Source organism: Pseudoalteromonas 'SMAR', assembly GCF_048515945.1.
GTDB lineage: Bacteria > Pseudomonadota > Gammaproteobacteria > Enterobacterales > Alteromonadaceae > Pseudoalteromonas.
Genome location: NZ_JBLWMW010000006.1, coordinates 1 through 17,199, shown reverse-complemented (window position 1 = coordinate 17,199; position 17,199 = coordinate 1). Strand labels below are relative to the sequence as shown.

11 protein-coding genes are annotated in these 17,199 nt (G+C 43.8%); 7 read left to right on the top strand and 4 right to left on the bottom strand.

Annotated elements, in window-relative coordinates; genetic code table 11:
* Positions 1-2: 2 nt before the first annotated feature.
* Genes ACNKW2_RS04245 through ACNKW2_RS04220 form a run of 6 tightly spaced genes read left to right on the top strand, consistent with a single transcriptional unit; the run spans position 3 to position 10,314 of the window.
* Positions 3-2,525, top strand: a complete 2,523-nt coding sequence (locus ACNKW2_RS04245) for a type I restriction-modification system subunit M (protein WP_419147419.1) — start codon at positions 3-5, stop codon at positions 2,523-2,525.
* Positions 2,518-3,858 (top strand): restriction endonuclease subunit S, encoded by a 1,341-nt coding sequence (locus ACNKW2_RS04240; RefSeq protein ID WP_419147418.1) that lies wholly within the window; start codon positions 2,518-2,520, stop codon positions 3,856-3,858. Before ACNKW2_RS04245 ends, ACNKW2_RS04240 begins: the two co-directional genes overlap by 8 nt.
* Before the next feature lie 25 nt (positions 3,859-3,883).
* Entirely contained in the window at positions 3,884-7,186 is a 3,303-nt protein-coding gene (locus ACNKW2_RS04235; RefSeq protein WP_419147417.1) for a type I restriction endonuclease subunit R, read from the top strand.
* A complete protein-coding gene (locus ACNKW2_RS04230; protein ID WP_419147416.1) occupies positions 7,183-7,875 on the top strand; it encodes a M48 family metallopeptidase in 693 nt (230 codons plus the stop codon). The genes ACNKW2_RS04235 and ACNKW2_RS04230 overlap by 4 nt, the downstream gene beginning before the upstream one ends.
* Positions 7,876-7,906: 31 nt before the next feature.
* On the top strand, positions 7,907-9,451 hold the full coding sequence (locus ACNKW2_RS04225) for an AAA family ATPase (protein WP_419147415.1): 1,545 nt from the start codon (positions 7,907-7,909) through the stop codon (positions 9,449-9,451).
* Between the two features lie 2 nt (positions 9,452-9,453).
* Positions 9,454-10,314 (top strand): HNH endonuclease, encoded by an 861-nt coding sequence (locus tag ACNKW2_RS04220; RefSeq protein ID WP_419147413.1) that lies wholly within the window; start codon positions 9,454-9,456, stop codon positions 10,312-10,314.
* Positions 10,315-10,504: 190 nt separating this feature from the next.
* Here ACNKW2_RS04220 and gcvP read toward each other — a convergent pair whose 3' ends face one another.
* The 4 genes from gcvP to ACNKW2_RS04200 all read right to left on the bottom strand — a co-directional run bounded on the left by gcvP (position 10,505) and on the right by ACNKW2_RS04200 (position 15,794).
* Positions 10,505-13,405 (bottom strand): aminomethyl-transferring glycine dehydrogenase, encoded by a 2,901-nt coding sequence (gcvP, locus tag ACNKW2_RS04215; RefSeq protein WP_419147412.1) that lies wholly within the window; start codon positions 13,403-13,405, stop codon positions 10,505-10,507.
* A 198-nt stretch (positions 13,406-13,603) separates the two neighbouring features.
* Positions 13,604-13,993, bottom strand: coding sequence for a glycine cleavage system protein GcvH (gene gcvH, locus ACNKW2_RS04210; protein ID WP_336567187.1), 390 nt, complete (start codon positions 13,991-13,993; stop codon positions 13,604-13,606).
* A 61-nt stretch (positions 13,994-14,054) separates the two neighbouring features.
* Positions 14,055-15,137, bottom strand: a complete 1,083-nt coding sequence (gene gcvT / locus ACNKW2_RS04205) for a glycine cleavage system aminomethyltransferase GcvT (protein ID WP_419147411.1) — start codon at positions 15,135-15,137, stop codon at positions 14,055-14,057.
* An 81-nt stretch (positions 15,138-15,218) separates the two neighbouring features.
* Positions 15,219-15,794, bottom strand: a complete 576-nt coding sequence (locus ACNKW2_RS04200; protein ID WP_419147410.1) for a hypothetical protein — start codon at positions 15,792-15,794, stop codon at positions 15,219-15,221.
* Positions 15,795-15,922: 128 nt separating this feature from the next.
* Here ACNKW2_RS04200 and ACNKW2_RS04195 point away from each other — a divergent pair, with 128 nt between their 5' ends.
* Positions 15,923-16,768 (top strand): LysR family transcriptional regulator, encoded by an 846-nt coding sequence (locus ACNKW2_RS04195; protein ID WP_419147409.1) that lies wholly within the window; start codon positions 15,923-15,925, stop codon positions 16,766-16,768.
* Positions 16,769-17,199: the final 431 nt, after the last annotated feature.

The following is a 17,199-nucleotide window of genomic DNA, read 5'->3' as shown; positions in this document are numbered from 1 at the left end:
TTATGCCATTAACCTTAACACAACTAGAAAGACATCTATTCAACGCTGCTGACATATTGCGCGGCAAGATGGATGCATCAGAATTTAAAGAATACATTTTTGGCATGCTGTTTCTTAAGCGCTGCTCAGATATTTTTGAAGAGCGACGTGAAGAAGTCATAAAAGCCCAAAAAGAAAAAGGTAAAAGCCAAGCAGAAGCCGAGAAAATTGCAGAAACCAAGCTGTGGTATAAAAGCTCATTCTACGTGCCACCAACTTCTCGCTGGAGTTACCTTGTTAACGAAGCACATAAAAATGTTGGTAACTTTTTAAATGAAGCGCTTGGTGGCTTAGAGCAAGGCAATAGCTCTCTGCAAGATGTTCTAGAGTACATCGACTTTAATCGTAAAATTGGTAAAAGCTCGATGCCAGATCGTAAATTACGTGAGCTGATCACACACTTCAATAAGCACAGGCTACGCAATGATGACTTTGAGTTCCCTGACTTACTTGGTGCGGCCTATGAGTATTTAATCGGCGACTTTGCTGATTCTGCCGGTAAAAAAGGCGGTGAGTTCTACACCCCTCGTTCCGTTGTACGTTTGATGGTTCGATTAATGAAACCAGAGCAACACCATAAAGTCTATGATCCTTGCTGTGGCTCTGGCGGTATGCTTATTGCGTCTAAAGAATATATTGATGAACAAGGTGGTGATGGCGCTCGCCTAGATTGTTACGGCCAAGAAGCTGCTGGCACTGTTTGGTCAATTGCCAAAATGAATATGTTGCTACATGGTTTAACCAGTAACAGCTTAGAGAACGATGACACGCTAGAACACCCTCAGCATACAACAGATGGCAAACTGATCCAGTTTGATCGCATTCTAACTAACCCGCCATTTTCAATTAACTTTGGCACCAAAGAAACAGATGATGATGGCCAATTTATTTATCAGCCTGATCACCCCGAACGTTTTAAATATGGCCAAGTACCTTTAGGCGCTAAAAAAGCTGACCTTATGTTTGTGCAGCATATGCTGGCGGTATGTGCTGAAGGCGGTCGAGTAGCTACCGTACTGCCTCATGGTGTGTTATTCCGTGGTGGTGAAGAGAGAGACATCCGCGCTGGCATTATTGCAGACGACCTACTTGAAGCGGTTATCGGCCTGCCACCAAATCTATTTTACGGTACAGGTATACCTGCCTGCATCATGATTTTTAGGCAACAGGTTGCTGAAGGGGCACACCAAATCAGCGGTAAGCCAAAGCATATGCAAGGCAAGGTATTGTTTATCAATGCCGATAAAGAATACTTTGAAGGCCGTGCACAAAACTATCTGATGCCTGAACATATCGAGCGTGTAGCGTCGGTTTTTGAAGCCTTTGAATCGGGCGAACTAAAAGAAGATATTCCGGGTTTTGCTTCGATAGTCACAAACAAAAAGCTAAGTGAAGAGAGTTATAACCTTAATATCCGCCGTTATGCTGACAATTCACCAGCACCAGAACCCCATGATGTTAAAGCGCATTTACTGGGCGGTATTCCAGATAGCGAAATTGCTAGTAAGCAACCTCTTTTTACCGCACAAGGTTTAAAAACAACAGACATCTTTACGCCAAAAGCAGGCCAAGCTGGTTACCAAGAATTTGTAGCAGTGATTGACTCAAAACAAACAATTAAAGCTACGATAAACAGTAACCCAAGTGTAATGACACAAGAGCAAGCAATGCGAACAGCGTTTAATACTTGGTGGGATAACCACAAATTAAGTATTACAGCCCTTGCTAAAAACAAAGAGTATGCAGCGCTACGCAAAGAGCTTATCAACAGTTTTACCGAAAGCTTGAAACCGATTGGCATGCTAAGTGATGCGCAAGTGAGTGGCATGATAGCGGCGTTCTGGTATCAACAGCGCTATGACTTTTTAACCTTAATTGCCCGTGACTCCAAAGGTGTGGTTGATGCATGGCGCACCAGCATTATTACCGCCATGGAAGACAGTAAAAGCAAATATGATCCACTAGAGCACAAACTCGTACGCTTTTTACTCGATGGCTTTTTATCTGAAGTGCAAAACTTACAGCAGCAAAAAACTGAGCTAGATGGCTCAATAAAAGCCCTTGGCGCTAAATTGCCGCAAGATGAAAATGAAGATGATGCTGAAAATGACACTGACAGTGAAACCAACGAAGTACTCTCAGTCGAAGAAATAGCGCGTATTGAAAAGCAAATTAAAGCGCAAAAGTCTGAACGTAGCAAAATTGTTAAGAACTTAAAGGCAAAAACAGAAGCTTTTGAGAGTGAGTTAAATACCAAAGTCGACGAGCTTGGCTCTGCTGAAGCCGCACAGTTAATACTCGATATCCTTTACCAAGATATGTTGACCATTGTAGAACGTTATCTGGCGGCGGAGCGGCAGCAGTTAATCGCAACGGTAGAGAATTGGTGGGATAAATATCAGGTGACATTGACGCAGATAGAGTCATCTCGAAATAAATCGGCAAAAGCACTTAATGGTTATTTATCGGGGTTGGGGTATGTCTGATTATCAATCATTGTTAAATAACATCCCTTCTGACTGGGAAACAAAGTCTATTTATGAACTAGGAACTGTTGTAAGTGGTGGCACGCCTTCAAGAGCTGTAGCACCTTTTTGGCAAGGTAATATACCTTGGCTGACACCTGGGGAAGTATCTAAACATAAGAGCAAATACATACAAACCACAGCAGAATATATTACTAATTCTGGTTTGAGCAATAGCGGTGCAAACCTACTACCGGAAGGTTCTCTTTTAGTGACATCAAGAGCAACGCTTGGCGCTAGAATCATAAATCAGTTACCGATAACGACTAACCAAGGTTTTAAATCAATAGTATTTAAAGACCCTAATGACGCTGAATATTATTACCATTTTTTCAGTCTGCTAAAAGCTGAACTAGAAAGACGCGCGTCAGGCACTACATTTTTGGAAATTTCAGGAAAAGAGTTCTCCGAAATAGATTTACCGGTTCCACCACCGATAGAACGAAATAAAATCAATGAAGTTCTAGATACTTTAGACACTCAAATCCGCGAAACTGAAGCCATTATCGCCAAATTACAACAAGTTAAACAAGGCTTGTTGCATGATCTATTAACCCGTGGTGTTGATGAAAACGGTGAGCTACGCCCAGGTTATGAAGATGCGCCTGAATTATATAAGTCCTCTGAATTGGGCTGGATTCCTGTTAACTGGACTTGTATGAATATTGGTGAAGCTATAACAAAAAAATACATAATGGAAGTTCAAGATGGAAATCATGGTGAAATACATCCTAAAACGAGTGACTTTGTAAAAGATGGTGTGCCATTTATCATGGCGAACGATATTCAAAATAATAAAATTAACTTCGATAAATGCTACCGAATCTCAGAGAAGCAATATGAATCACTTCGAATAGGTTTTTCCAAAGCAAGTGATGTATTACTCAGCCACAAAGGTACTGTAGGCCAAGTTGCAATTGTGCCAGATGACTGTGAAAAAATTATGCTAACACCACAAGTCACTTACTACAGATGTGATGCGGAACAATTAGCCCCTCAATATTTAAGTTGCTGGTTCTTAGGTTCATATTTTCAAAAAATATTAAGCGCCCTTTCTGCTCAATCAACCAGAGCATATATTGGAATTCTAGCTCAGAGAGAATTGCCTTTATTATTTCCTACAAAAAAAGAACAACTCATGATTTCTGAACGATATTCTTCAATATGTAATAGGTATGATTTTGAGTTGGCGTACCTAAAGAAGCTAAAACTCAAAAAATCAGGCTTAATGGACGATCTTCTTACCGGTAAAGTCCGTGTCACTGAATTATTAAAACAAAAACAGGCCAGTTAAAAATAATAGTTTAAAAGGAAGTACTATGGGTCCGGAATATTTACAATCAGAATTGCCCTTGATTAAACAACTGCAAACACAAGGCTGGCAGTATATTGAAGGGTGTTTAGATGATGCAGCGGTAACTGGCCGTGAGTGCTTTGCAGAGGTGCTGCAAAGCAAGGTATTACGCGAGCAGCTGGTAAACATTAATTTACGCACGTTAGAAAATGGTGAGCAAGTTAAGTGGCTTGACGAGCAAAGAGTCAACCAAGCCATTTCGGCCATTAGCCGGATTGCCGCTTCTAAATTGATGGAAGCGAATCAGAAAGCATCTGAACTGTTGACCAACGGCATTATTGTCGATGGTCTGCCTGACTGGGATGGTGGCCGCGCCCGCAGTATTCATTTTATTGACTGGGATACGCCAGAAAATAATACCTTTACGGTGATTAACCAGTTTAAAGTACAGTGCCCAGCAGGGCATGACACCAGCAAAAAGCACATTATTCCTGATCTAGTCTTACTGGTTAATGGTATACCACTTGTCGTTATCGAATGTAAAAATCCTGATAGCGCCGAGCCCATGGCAGCGGCGATTGATCAGCTGCGCCGATATTCAAACCAGCGTTTTGCCGCAGGTGAAGTTGAAGACAACGAAGGCGCTCCGCAGTTATTTAATACCAATCAGCTGATGATAGCGGCAAGCTTTGAGCAGTGTTTAGTGGGCACCATTGGCGCACGTGCTGAGTTTTACAAGCCTTGGAAAACCGTTGTTACAGCGAGCGAGCCAAGCCGATGTGAAAAAGCGTTGGCAAAAGAGCTGGAAGTAAAACAGTTATCTGCGCAGCAACGGCTTGTCGCTGGCATGTTAATGCCAGAATCACTGCTTGATATTATTCGCCACTTTATTTTATTTACCCATCAAGGTGGGCAAACCATCAAAATGGTATGTCGCTATCAACAATATCGCGGCGTGGTACGCTCTATTCATCGTTTGCTAAATGGTAAAACCCGTAAGCAAGATGGCGAGTACGATAGACGCGGCGGCATTGTATGGCATACCCAAGGTTCGGGTAAATCACTCACCATGATGTTCCTGATCCGCAAGCTGCGTACCGACGTAAAACTACGACGTTTTAAAGTGGTGATTGTGACCGACCGTAAAGACTTACAAAGCCAACTCTCAGGTACGGCCAAAATTACTGATGAGATGGTTTCGGTTGCAACCAACAATAAGTCGCTTAAAAACCTATTGAAACAACAAGGCCCCGGCATTGTATTCGCTATGATCCAAAAGTATCGCGAATCACAAGCGAAAGCGGCTGATCCATTTGAATTACTTAATGCCAGCGAAGACATTTTGGTCATGGTAGACGAAGCGCATCGTACCCAATCAGGTGACTTGCATGCTAATTTGCTTTCAGGTATTCCAAATTGTGCGCGTATCGGCTTTACCGGCACCCCCATTATCATGGGTGAGAAGAAACGTACTCATGAAGTATTTGGCAAGTTTATTGATAAATACACCATCAAAGAAGCTGAAGCGGATGGTGCAACCGTCCCTATTTTGTATGAAGGCCGCACAGTAAGTGGTGCAGTTAAAGAAGGCTCAAGCTTAGATGAGCTATTTGAAGACTTTTTCAGTGAAAAAACAGAAGAAGAGCTGGAAGCTATAAAGAAGAAGTACGCAACCAAGGGTAACGTACTTGAGGCGACTAAGCTAATTGAAGACAAAGCCGCGGATATGCTTCGTCACTATGTGACGAACATTCTGCCCAATGGCTATAAAGCGCAAGTTGTGGCATACAGCAGACTGGCTGCTGTGCGCTACTTTAAAGCCTTTAAAGAGGCCCGTGATAAACTGTTATTAGATGCAGAGCATTTAGCTGAAGAGTTAAAAGCGTGTGATAACGAAAAATTGTGTCGTAAATCACCAAAAGTACAGGCATTGATACAAGCTTGGCGTTACCGCGATGTATTAGCAAAAATGGAATTTGCCACCATTATTTCATCTGACAATAACGATGGACCAGAATGGGCGGAGCATACAGACAGGGCTAAGCAAGATAAAGCGATTGAGCGCTTTAAAAAGCCACTTTTAGCTGAAGAAAGCAAACAAACAGACACTGACCCGCTTTCATTTTTAATTGTTAAGTCAATGCTGCTTACGGGCTTTGATGCGCCAATTGAAGGGGTAATGTATTTAGACCGCTCTATTCGTGAAGCGGAGCTATTACAAACCATTGCCCGTGTTAACCGTACAGGTTTTGGTAAACAATTTGGTATTGTTGTTGATTACTATGGCGTTGCTAACCATTTAAAGGCTGCTCTGGCTGCTTATAGTGATGAAGATGTTGAAGGTGCGCTTCGCAGTTTAAAAGACGAGGTGCCCGCACTTAGAGAGCGACATATTCGTGCCGTTGATGTTTTTCGCAGTAAAGGTGTTGAATCTCTTGATGATATTGAGTCTTGCGTGCAGCTACTTAGTACTGAGCGATTACGCCAAGAGTTTTCTGTTAAGTTAAAAGCCTTTTTACAAAGCTTAGAGACGGTTCTGCCTAGACCTGAAGGCTTGCCTTTTGCCGCTGATGCAAAAGCACTGGCGATGATCCAAAACCGTGCAAGAATGCGCTATCGCGATAGCATGGTGATAGGTAAAGACGTTGGCGCTAAAGTACGTACTTTAATAGACGAACACATTGTCTCGCTTGGCATTGATCCTAAAGTAGCGCCAGTTAACCTAACCGATGCTCACTTTGAAAATAGTGTAAATGAGGTGCGTGAACATGCAGCAAGTTATGGCGCTACAACGGAAGAGCAGAAAAAAGCGATTGCTTCAGAAATGGAACATGCAATAAAAAGCCATGTTTCTCAGCACATTGATGAAGACCCTGTATATTATGAGAAATTAAGTGAGCGACTTAAAAGCATTCTAGACTCTCTCGCTGGGCAGTGGGACGAGCTAATTAAAGCCCTACAGTCTATTATTGATGAGGTGCGCTCCGGCTCTACAAAGCATGAAGAGGGTTTGCCTGATATTCCAGAGCATTACCTACCTTTTTATCGCATGCTTAAAGTTGCAGTATGCGGGGAAGAGAAACCTGATTTAGCTATAGAAGCACAACTTATCGAATTAACAGAAAAGTTGGTGGCACATATCCAAGACAAGATTACCACAACGAGTTTTTGGGAGCCCCACAGAATCTCGTTACAAGAAGAGCTTGAGCAGTACTTATTTGAAAGCCTGCATGAGTCAGATCTTTTAGATTTTGACCATATGGAGCCTTTAGTAGACAAGCTAAGAGAACTTGCCAAAGCTAATACATATAAGTTAGAGGCTGTATGACCTTAACCATTGAAGATTTAGTTATTCCAGTTAGGCATAGTTGCAATCGCAAAACGATGCAACTCACTGTGGATAGAGATTGCAGTTTATTGCTAACTGCGCCACCCTCGGTGGCGAATGACATACTTGAGGGGTTTGTTCGTTCTAAGCTTAGTTGGATATACCAAAAGCTTGCTGAAAAATCGTTAATGCAGAAAACGATTAGACCAAAGCAGTTTATTCAAGGCGAAGGTTTTTTATATTTAGGTCGTAGTTATCGTTTGAATTTAGTCGATGAACAAACAGCACCATTGAAATTTCATCATGGGCGCTTTCACCTAGCTGAGAGTAACGTTAGAGATGCTCGAAAACTATTTATTAATTGGTATTCATTAAAAGGGTTGAATTGGTTAACTGCTAAAGCTAATGAATTTAAAAATAGGCTAGGCGTTGAGTATTCATCAGTAAAGGTTCGAGATCTAGGCTATCGCTGGGGCTCTTGTGGTAAAAACCAAACTTTGTACTTTCATTGGAAGACAATTTTATTACCTGCGAAAATAGCTGAGTATGTTGTTGTTCACGAGTTATCTCACCTTATTGAACCAAGCCACTCCGCTGAGTTTTGGCTATGTGTAGAACGTGCAATGCCCGACTATAAAGAACGAAAAAAGTGGTTGGCTGAGCATGGTATGGATGTTGAGGGTTTATAAAGGCTCATCACTAGGTATTAAGTAAATTAAAATGGAATTAGCGTTTAAAAAAATCAAACACAGAGCCTACCCTCCGCAAACTGGTAGGCTAATAGCATTCGTTTGTGAAGATAATTGGGATGACTACTCATTTAAAACAAGTTTTTCACTCATCGTATTCGATGAAAATGGAGTTAGGCATGAAATCGGTAATCTGAAGATTGGTATTGTTGGCTTTGAATCGGGGTGGGTCTCAGAGCAATTACCAGATAGTTTTAGCGAGTTAGCTGAAAAAGCTTTTACGCTAGGCCAAGATGAAGAATATTACAAAAATATACGAAAATTGCTGAGCGAAGAGTTAGGAAATCAACTCTTGGAGAAACTCAAAGACGTAGCGTATTTAAAATCGAGTTTCGATGTAGCGGTTAAAGAGGATGTTTTTAAAACATCCTTGCTAAGGAACGTAAGTATTTCTGTAATCCATGGCCAATATTCAAGAATTTTAAAAAATGAAGCCCCGCTTACAGAGTTCAACTTTTCATATAGGAAGCAACAGACTGAAAAAAGCGCTCAAATAGACTTAAGCTTTGAAGTTACACCGGGCTCTTTTCCATCTAGCAATATTCACGTATTGATAGGTAGAAATGGGGTTGGTAAAACAACCCTTCTAAACAATATTGTTAGAAGTGTTATTGAGGAAGAAGCTGACCCTGCCGAAGTTGGTTCGATATTCATACAAACTAATTTTTGGCAAGAAACTGAACTCCCAAAAGACTATTTTAGCAGTATATCATCTGTATCATTTAGCGCATTTGATCCGTTTATCCCACCGACAGATAGATCCGATAGATCTTTAGGTACATGTTACTTTTACATTGGGCTTAAGAAGAGCGGAAATAATGTTTCAAATGAGTTGAAAGATATAGAACTACTAAGGAGTGACTTTGTTAATAGTTTAGCCGTTTGCTTTGGTCTAGATAGCAAGAAACAAAGATGGATAAGAGCTATTGAGACGTTAGAGTCTGATATAAACTTCGCAGAAATGAATCTCACACGCTTAGGCCAATTAAACAGAATCAGCGAAGTTAAAAAATCAGCATTCAACTTAGTAAGCAGAATGAGCTCAGGCCATACGATTGTTTTACTCACATTAACCAAACTTATTGAAACAATAGAAGAGAAAACATTAGTCCTAATTGATGAGCCAGAAAGCCATTTACATCCACCGCTATTATCAGCATTTACAAGAGCCCTCTCTGATCTATTGGTAGATAGAAACGCTGTCGCTATCATTGCCACTCATTCACCCGTAGTGCTTCAAGAAGTACCTAAAAGCTGCGTTTGGAAGTTGGAACGTGCGAGAAATGAAGGGGTGTCATTTAGGCCAGAAAATGAAACTTTTGGAGAAAACGTCGGTGTATTGACTCGTGAAGTATTTGGCTTAGAAGTCACAAAGTCCGGTTTTCATGCGTTATTAATTGAGTCAGTCGAAGAAGGAAAAACCTTTGATGAGATTGTAGATCTTTATGATGGCCAGTTAGGGTATGAAGGCCAAGCCATCCTCAGAGCTTTAATAGCGCATAAAGAAGTAGTTTAACAATGAGAGCTATTCCACTGCCTCAATTAAATTTCACTGATGTATTAAATACCTGTGTAGGAAGCATTAGTAACCAACCTTTAACTACAAGGTTAAATGCTATCAACCCACAAATGAATAACGCTGTGCAAGATTTTGACGTTAAAGCTACCACTGCCGACTTATTCCAAATAATTCCTTTTGCTGGTGCTGATGCTGACATTGTCTCAGGGCAGGTAACTAAAGCAGAACTAAAAGGTCTATATACATTTCACTTAGTTCCTGCAACAAAGCCAGCTCGTGAACATTATGATTATTTAATGATGCGAGCTCCTTTGCGTATTTGTCCATTCTGTGGATTTGGGCAAGTTGACACGTTAGATCACTATTTACCGAAAGCAAAGTTTCCACTGTTATCTATTCATCCAAACAATCTAGTTCCAAGTTGTACCCCTTGTAATAAAGGTAAAAGTGCAGGAATAGCAACATCGAAGAATGAGCAAAGCTTACACCCTTATTTTGATCAAGGGCACTTTATAAATGATCAATGGCTGTTTGCAGAAGTCATAGAAACTAGCCCTGCTACAGTTAGATACTATGCTCACCCTCCAAACACTTGGAGCGCTGATGACAAAGCTAGAATTACCAATCATTTCAATGACTTTAATTTGGCACAACGTTTTTGTGTTCAAGCAGGTGAAGAGTTATCAAATTTACGTGGTGAGTTAGAAATTGACTTCCAAATTGGTCAGCAAACAGCTGTAGAGCAAGCCCTAATAAAAAAACATGCTGGAGCATCACTACAACATAAGAACAGTTGGAGAACCGCTATGTATCAGGCTTTGATGCAAAGCAATTGGTATTGCAGCGGTGGTTTTAAATAGCCGCCTGACAATGTCATTGAAGATGTGCTGTTTCTATAAAAATTTTATTTTGCACAAAAGCAAAAAAGCGAACCAACTGGTTCGCTTTTTCATTTTACTGACCTCAAAATTCAACTACCGGTTGCAAACTTTATTTAAGTTGCAAACTTAATTCCGATAGTTGCATTCTTTATTCGAGCTCGACAAACCCTTACTCATCACGATAACTATCAACCGCAGGGCAAGAGCAAATGAGGTTACGGTCGCCGTATACGTCATCGATACGAGTAACCGTTGGCCAGAATTTGTCTTTGGCTACGCTTGGTACTGGGAATGCGGCATAGAGGCGGTCGTATGCGCGGTTCCAGTCGTTGCTAAGTACGTCGGCTTGGGTGTGTGGTGCAAATACCAGCGGGTTGTCTTCGATTGACCATTCACCTGAGGCGATTTTGTCGATTTCGCCTTTAATCGAAACCAGTGCTTCGATAAAGCGGTCTAGCTCTACTTTTGACTCTGATTCAGTTGGCTCAACCATCAGTGTGCCCGCTACTGGGAACGACATGGTTGGTGAGTGGAAGCCGTAGTCTTGTAGGCGCTTGGCTACGTCCATTTCGGTGATGCCAGTGGCGTCTTTCAGTGGGCGTAGGTCAACAATACACTCGTGGGCAACACGGTCGTTACGGCCACGGTATAAAATTGGGAAGTGCTCGCTTAGTTTCGCAGCCACATAGTTACCATTAACAATGGCCATTTCTGTGGCTTGTTTTAGGCCTTCGCTGCCCATCATGGCAATGTATGCCCATGAGATAGGTAGGATCGCTGCTGAGCCGTAAGGCGCTGCAGAAACGGCACCGTTGCCGACATTTGTGCCTTCGACGTTGATCACGCTATGGTTTGGCATAAATGGCGCTAGGTGCGATTTAACACCGATAGGACCAACACCAGGGCCACCGCCACCGTGTGGAATACAGAAGGTTTTGTGTAGGTTTAAGTGCGATACGTCTGAGCCAATTGAACCTGGGCTAGTAACACCCACTTGCGCGTTCATGTTAGCGCCGTCCATATACACCTGACCGCCGTGCTGGTGAACAATGTCACACACTTCGCGGATAGACTCTTCATACACACCGTGCGTAGACGGGTAAGTAACCATGATGCACGATAGGTTTTCTGCTACGTCTGCGGCTTTGGCACGTAGGTCTTCCATATCGATGTTACCGTTCTTATCACAGTCAACCACAACCACTTTCATGCTCGCCATTTGAGCCGACGCTGGGTTAGTACCGTGTGCAGAGCTTGGAATTAAGCACACATTACGGTGACCTTCGCCGCGCGACTCATGGTATTTACGGATGGCGATAAGACCAGCGTACTCACCTTGGGCACCTGAGTTTGGCTGTAGCGATACCGCGTCGTAACCGGTGATGTTCACCAGCCAGTCGTGCAGCTCGGTCATCATGATCTTGTAGCCTTCAGCTTGGTCGATTGGGCAGAACGGGTGCAGCTCTGCAAACTCAGGCCAAGTCACTGGGATCATCTCTGCAGTGGCATTCAGCTTCATGGTGCATGAACCCAATGAAATCATTGAGTGGTTCAGTGCCAAATCTTTGTTTTCAAGACGCTTGATGTAACGCAGCATCTCAGTTTCGCTGTGGTAGCTGTTAAAGTTTGGATGAGTAAGAATTTCGTCATCACGTACTAGGCTTGCTGGAATACCAGTGATGTTCTCGCCTGCTACTTGTGCATCTAGTGCATCCACATCAAGGCCGTGGCCTTCGCCAAGGATGATGTCGAACAGCTCTGCTACGTCGCTGCGCGTGGTGGTTTCGTTAACCGCAACTGAGTACTCACCTTCGTGGTTAAGAGCAAAGTTTACGCCGTGCTCTACCGCACGTGTTAGTACCGCTTGCTTGTCTGCGTCGTCGGCTTTTACGGTGATGGTATCAAACCAAGTGTCGTGCTTAAGTGCTACGCCTTTGGCTTTAAGACCGGTGGCGAGAATGCTTGCAAAACGGTTAATGCGCTCTGCAATGGTTTTTAGGCCTTCTGGACCATGATACACGGCGTAGAACGCCGCCATGTTTGCCAGTAACACCTGCGCTGTACAAATGTTTGAGTTGGCTTTTTCACGACGGATATGCTGTTCACGAGTTTGCATTGCCATACGTAGGGCGTCGTTACCTAAACGGTCTTTAGAAACACCGATAATACGCCCTGGCAATGAACGCTTGTATTTGTCGCGAGTAGCAAAGAATGCCGCGTGTGGGCCACCGTAGCCCATAGGCACACCAAAGCGCTGAGCAGAACCAAGTACTACGTCAGCACCTAGCTTACCTGGTGCTTTTAATAGCATTAAGCTCATGATGTCGGCTGCCACACAAGCAATCGCTTTTTTGTCTTGTACTTGGGCGATTAAATCGGTGATATCAACTACTTCACCTGACGTGGTTGGGTATTGGAATAAGGCACCAAAAATGTCGTGGTTTGCCGCTTCACTCGCAGGGCCTACCACCACTTCAAAGCCAAATTGCTCTGCACGAGTCGCCACTACGTCAATGGTTTGCACGTGTACGTCGTCGGCGATAAAGAAGGTATTGGCTTTTTTGGCTTTAGCAACGCGCTTGGCCAATGCCATGGCTTCTGCTGCTGCGGTTGATTCGTCAAGCAGTGAGGCACTGGCAAGATCAAGGCCGGTAATGTCCATAGTCATGGTTTGGAAGTTAAGCAGTGATTCCAAACGACCTTGCGCAATCTCTGGTTGATACGGCGTGTAAGCAGTGTACCAGCCCGGGTTCTCAAGTACGTTACGTAAAATAACGTTAGGTACGTGAGTGGGGTGGTAGCCTTGACCGATGTAAGATTTGAAAACCTTATTTTTGCTGGCTACTGACTTTAGGTAGCTTAGGGTTTCCACTTCTGTGCGGCTTTCACCGATCTGTAAGCCCTCTTCTAAACGAATAGAAGCAGGTACAGTTTGACCGATCAGCTCTTCAACACTAGATACTCCTAGAGCGTTTAACATCTCGCTCACCTCAGCCGGGCTAGGCCCAATATGGCGGCGGATAAAATCTTGCTTTTGCTCTAATTGTTCAAGAGATTTGGCGTTTGACATTAGTCCAGATTCCTATGATCCAAATGAAAAAGTTGAATACTGTATTAACTCTAAGCTTACGACTTAGGATCAAAATACCTTGGTAACGGCAGTATTCTAAAAACAGGTGAGGTAGCAAAGCCGCCCCACAGCAACCGCAGTTGCTAAAAAACAATAATAAAAGCCCCTAAAAAGGGGCTTTTATTAATTATCAACAAATTAGTCTTCGTCGATTGAATTTGCGTAGCCTTCCGCGTCTAGCAGATTGTCTAGCTCAGACTCATCAGACGCTTTAATACGGAACAACCAACCGTCACCGTACGAGTCATTGTTTACGGTTTCAGGTGCGTCTTCTAGCTCTTCGTTGATAGCAATGATCTCACCACCAATTGGCGCATAGATATCAGAAGCCGCTTTTACAGATTCAGCTACGGCACAGTCTTCGCCTGCGTCTACTTCATCGCCTACTTCTGGTAGCTCAACGAATACCATGTCGCCTAGAAGTTCTTGTGCGTGCTCAGTGATACCTACTGTGTACTCGCCATTGCCTTCAGCGCGAACCCACTCGTGTGAAGTAGCGTACTTTAACTCGCTAGGAATGTTGCTCATTTTTTTGTTCCTTTGGTCGGTTGTTGATGCCGCCCCGTGAGCGACACCAGTGTTGTTCTAATTAAATAATTGACTTGCCGTTACGAACGAAGCTTGGCTTCACTACTTTAACATCAACTAGCTTTTTACGCATTTCAACTTGTGCTGTCTCGCCAATTGAACGCGGTACACGCGCAAGGGCAACGCTAAAGCCTAAAGTCGGTGAGAATGTACCAGAAGTGATCACGCCTTCGCCACCTTCCACGATAACTTTAGCACCAGCGCGTAATACGCCTTTGCTTTCAAGTACTAAGCCTACTAGCTTGTCGGTGCTTTTTTCTTCGCGTTGCTTCGCCACCGCCGCTCGGCCGATAAAGTCACGATCCTCAGGCTCCCAAGCAATGGTCCATGCCATGTTTGCCGCCAGTGGCGACACAGTTTCGTCCATGTCTGAGCCGTAGAGGTTCATGCCCGCTTCTAAACGTAGCGTATCACGTGCACCTAGGCCAGCTGGACGCACACCAGCGTCTAATAATTTTTGCCATAAATCCGCAGCAGCATCGTTATGTACTACGATTTCATAGCCTGCTTCGCCAGTGTAGCCTGTGGTTGCAATAAACAATTCGCCAGCTTGTACACCAAAAAATGGCTTCATGCCCTCTACTGCAGCTTGTTGTTGTTCATCTAGCACAGTCGCCGTTTTAGCAATGGCGTTAGGACCTTGTACCGCAATCATGGCGTATTCTGGGCGTTCGGTTACGCTTACTTCAAAGTCAGCAGCCACAGCATTGATGTGCGCTAAGTCTTTTTCACGCGTTGCCGAGTTAACCACCATGCGGTATTGCGTTTCTGAGAAGAAGTAAATGATAAGGTCGTCAATTACTCCGCCTTGCTCGTTTAGCATGCCGGTGTACAGCGCTTTACCAGGCACGGTAAGCTTAGCCACATCGTTTGCTACTAGCTTGCGTAAAAATGCTTTGGCATCAACGCCTTCAATATCAACAATGGTCATGTGAGAAACGTCGAACATACCAGCGTCGGTACGAACAGCGTGGTGCTCTTCAATTTGCGAACCATAGTTAATTGGCATTTCCCAGCCGTGGAAATCTACCATTTTTGCGCCAGCTTCTAGGTGCTTGGCGTGGAGTACTGTTTTAGAAGCCATACTTATCCTTCACTTTTTACTCAGTTAGCTTGGTTGCTACTGAGGGGGTTATTGTTATCGCCAAGCGATAACCGCACGGAATTACGATACCAGTTTAAATCCAGCACCAGTTAATGCTGCCTGCCACTTTTCGAGTACGCTGGCTTGGGCAATTAACTGATACTGCTGTTGTTCTGCCACCAATAAGGTGGTGATAAATACGTCACCGCTTTGTTTGCCGTAGCAGGCGTTTTTGTCTGAAATACGCAGCCCAGGTGTTAGCGCAAAGTCATGAATTAAGCGCTCAAACGCCTGCTCACCAGTCACGGTAGCGGCCAGTAGATCTTGGCGTCTTACCAGTTCAATATCGAACTCGCTAACATGCTGCTCAACCAGTGTCGTGAGTTCTTTGGCTGCCGCTTCACTCACCACAAAACGGTACGCGGTTTCACTAAAATAGTAAATGGCGAATTTTTCGCCACTTTGTAGCTGACCTTGAACACCTAGACCCGGTGCCATCAGCTTATTGAGGTTAAGCCCAAGTATTTGACTTAAAAACGGTGTGCTTTCAAAACCGCTGAAATCGAGGACTACAACCGCCGTGGTTGGAGTGTAGTGGTTTTGCGCCGGAATACTGCCTAGACGGTGCTTAGCAAAGATAATTGGCGTGACGCTCATAGGGCTAACCTTAGTGAAATTTCGATAGCTAAAAGTATAAGGATGCATAAAGGCAACAACAAATTGTATTTACTTATCAATTGATAAATAATATTAATGTATTTTGGTTTTATAAATAGCTTTTCCTTATGAAGAACTTATCGATTGATGGCTTAAGAACGTTAGTGACTGTGGTGGACATGGGTGGCTTTGCCAAAGCCGGAGAGTTACTGGGCTTATCGCAACCTGCCGTGAGTTTGCAGATAAAACGGTTAGAAGACATGCTCGGCTGTAAACTGTTTAAAAAGCAGGGGCAGCGGCAAGTATTAAATCAGTATGGCGAGCTGCTATTGCCGCTGGCAAAACAGATGCTGCAACAAAATGATGCTATTATTCAGCAGTTTACTTCAGAGAGTGTCACCGGCCGTGTGCGTTTAGGTATTCCCAGCGAATTTGCCGCGCGTATTTTGCCATCGATTATTGGCGACTTTGTTTCTTTGTATCCAGATGTAGCGTTAGAAGTAAAATCGCGTTTAAGTAAGCATTTACTCTCGGTGGTACGCCAAGATCAGTTTGATTTAGTGCTGGCACTGAATGAAGATTTAAGCTCATCGAGCCACCCGGTGTTTATGCAAGACCAATTAGTGTGGGTTGGCGATTTATCCAAAGTGCAGTCTTCTGTAGTGACCCTAGTTACCGCACCTGAAGGCTGTATTTACCGTCGCCGCGCCATTGAAGCCTTACAACAAGCTGGCCTGCAATACCGTATTGTTTACAGCAACGCCGACCTAACGGGACTCACCGCCGCCCTAAAAGAGGGATTAGGGATCACCGTATTGGCCAAAAGCACCGTCCCCGCAGAGTTGCCCTACCAACCCCACACCCAAATCCTGCCAGAGCTTGGCCAAATTGGCATTAGCTTAGTAAAAAACACCCAAGAATCAGCTCACGCCGTAGACAAGCTCGCCGAGTTTATTGCTTTAAGATTGGGATAACCGCAAAAGCGCGGGGTAAACCCGCGCCTACCCCACATTACACCTTAATGAAAACCCGATTGTAGGCGCTGCTTTATGCAGCGCTTGCGATGTGAAACATCGCGGGGTAAACCCTCGCATACCCCTTAATTGGTATTGATTAAAAAATCGCGGACAACACCCGCGCCTACATCACGTTTCACCTTAATAAAAACCCGATTGTAGGCGCTGCTTTATGCTGCGCTTGCGATGTGAAATATCGCGGGATAAACCCGCGCCTACCCCTTAATTGGTATTGATTAAAAAATCGCGGACAACGCTCGCGCCCAACCCACGTTGCACCTTAATGAAAACCCAGTTGTAGGCGCTGCTTTATGCTGCGCTTGCGATGTGAAACATCGCGGGATAAACCCGCGCCTACCCCTTGATTGGTATTGATTAAAAAATCGCGG

Coding starts and splice junctions, on each gene's coding strand:
- ACNKW2_RS04245 (WP_419147419.1), top strand. CDS start 3: ATGCCATTAACCTTAACACAACTAGAAAGACATCTATTCAACGCTGCT.
- ACNKW2_RS04240 (WP_419147418.1), top strand. CDS start 2,518: ATGTCTGATTATCAATCATTGTTAAATAACATCCCTTCTGACTGGGAA.
- ACNKW2_RS04235 (WP_419147417.1), top strand. CDS start 3,884: ATGGGTCCGGAATATTTACAATCAGAATTGCCCTTGATTAAACAACTG.
- ACNKW2_RS04230 (WP_419147416.1), top strand. CDS start 7,183: ATGACCTTAACCATTGAAGATTTAGTTATTCCAGTTAGGCATAGTTGC.
- ACNKW2_RS04225 (WP_419147415.1), top strand. CDS start 7,907: ATGGAATTAGCGTTTAAAAAAATCAAACACAGAGCCTACCCTCCGCAA.
- ACNKW2_RS04220 (WP_419147413.1), top strand. CDS start 9,454: ATGAGAGCTATTCCACTGCCTCAATTAAATTTCACTGATGTATTAAAT.
- gcvP (WP_419147412.1), bottom strand. CDS start 13,405: ATGTCAAACGCCAAATCTCTTGAACAATTAGAGCAAAAGCAAGATTTT.
- gcvH (WP_336567187.1), bottom strand. CDS start 13,993: ATGAGCAACATTCCTAGCGAGTTAAAGTACGCTACTTCACACGAGTGG.
- gcvT (WP_419147411.1), bottom strand. CDS start 15,137: ATGGCTTCTAAAACAGTACTCCACGCCAAGCACCTAGAAGCTGGCGCA.
- ACNKW2_RS04200 (WP_419147410.1), bottom strand. CDS start 15,794: ATGAGCGTCACGCCAATTATCTTTGCTAAGCACCGTCTAGGCAGTATT.
- ACNKW2_RS04195 (WP_419147409.1), top strand. CDS start 15,923: ATGAAGAACTTATCGATTGATGGCTTAAGAACGTTAGTGACTGTGGTG.